1 protein-coding gene is annotated in these 955 nt (G+C 51.7%); it reads left to right on the forward strand.

The features are described 5' to 3' along the window. Positions 1 to 955 (forward strand): EF-Tu/IF-2/RF-3 family GTPase (locus QMM04_RS22725; RefSeq protein ID WP_282997136.1); only part of this gene is annotated, 955 nt, incomplete at both ends.

Raw genomic sequence — 955 nt, forward strand, 5'->3', positions numbered from 1 at the left:
AGGTGGCGTGCAGCCGCAGTCTGAAACCGTATGGCGTCAGGCAAACAAATATAACGTTCCACGTATCGCGTTCGTTAACAAAATGGACCGTATGGGTGCGAACTTCCTGAAAGTAGTTGGTCAGATCGAATCACGTCTGGGCGCAACTCCGGTTCCACTGCAGCTGGCTATCGGCGCAGAAGAGAACTTCACCGGTGTTGTTGACCTGATCAAGATGAAAGAGATCAACTGGAACGACGCCGATCAGGGCACTACCTTCGTTTACGAAGATATCCGTGCTGAGTTGCAGGAACTGGCTGAAGAGTGGCGTGGCAAGCTGATTGAAGCAGCTGCTGAAGCTTCTGAAGAGCTGATGGAGAAATTCTTTAGCGGTGAAGAACTGTCTGAAGAAGAGATCAAATCTGCTCTGCGTAAGCGCGTACTGAACAACGAGATCATCCTCGTGACCTGTGGTTCTGCATTTAAGAACAAAGGTGTTCAGGCGATGCTGGATGCAGTCGTTGAATATCTGCCAGCACCAACTGACGTTCCGGCGATCAACGGTATCCTGGACGACGGTAAAGATACCCCGGCTGAGCGTCACGCAACTGACGACGAGCCGTTCTCTGCGCTGGCGTTCAAAATTGCCAACGACCCGTTCGTAGGTAACCTGACCTTCTTCCGCGTTTACTCGGGTGTGGTTAACTCGGGCGATACCGTACTGAACTCCGTGAAATCTGCACGTGAGCGTTTCGGTCGTATCGTTCAGATGCACGCTAACAAACGTGAAGAGATCAGCGAAGTTCGCGCAGGCGACATCGCTGCAGCAATCGGTCTGAAAGACGTGATCACCGGTGATACCCTGTGTGATCCATCTAACCCGATCATTCTGGAGCGTATGGAATTCCCTGAGCCGGTAATTTCTATCGCCGTTGAGCCGAAAACCAAAGCTGACCAGGAAAAAATGGGTCTGGCT

Source organism: Pantoea sp. Pa-EAmG (assembly GCF_030024295.1).
In the GTDB taxonomy this organism is placed as follows: Bacteria; Pseudomonadota; Gammaproteobacteria; order Enterobacterales; family Enterobacteriaceae; genus Pantoea; species Pantoea dispersa.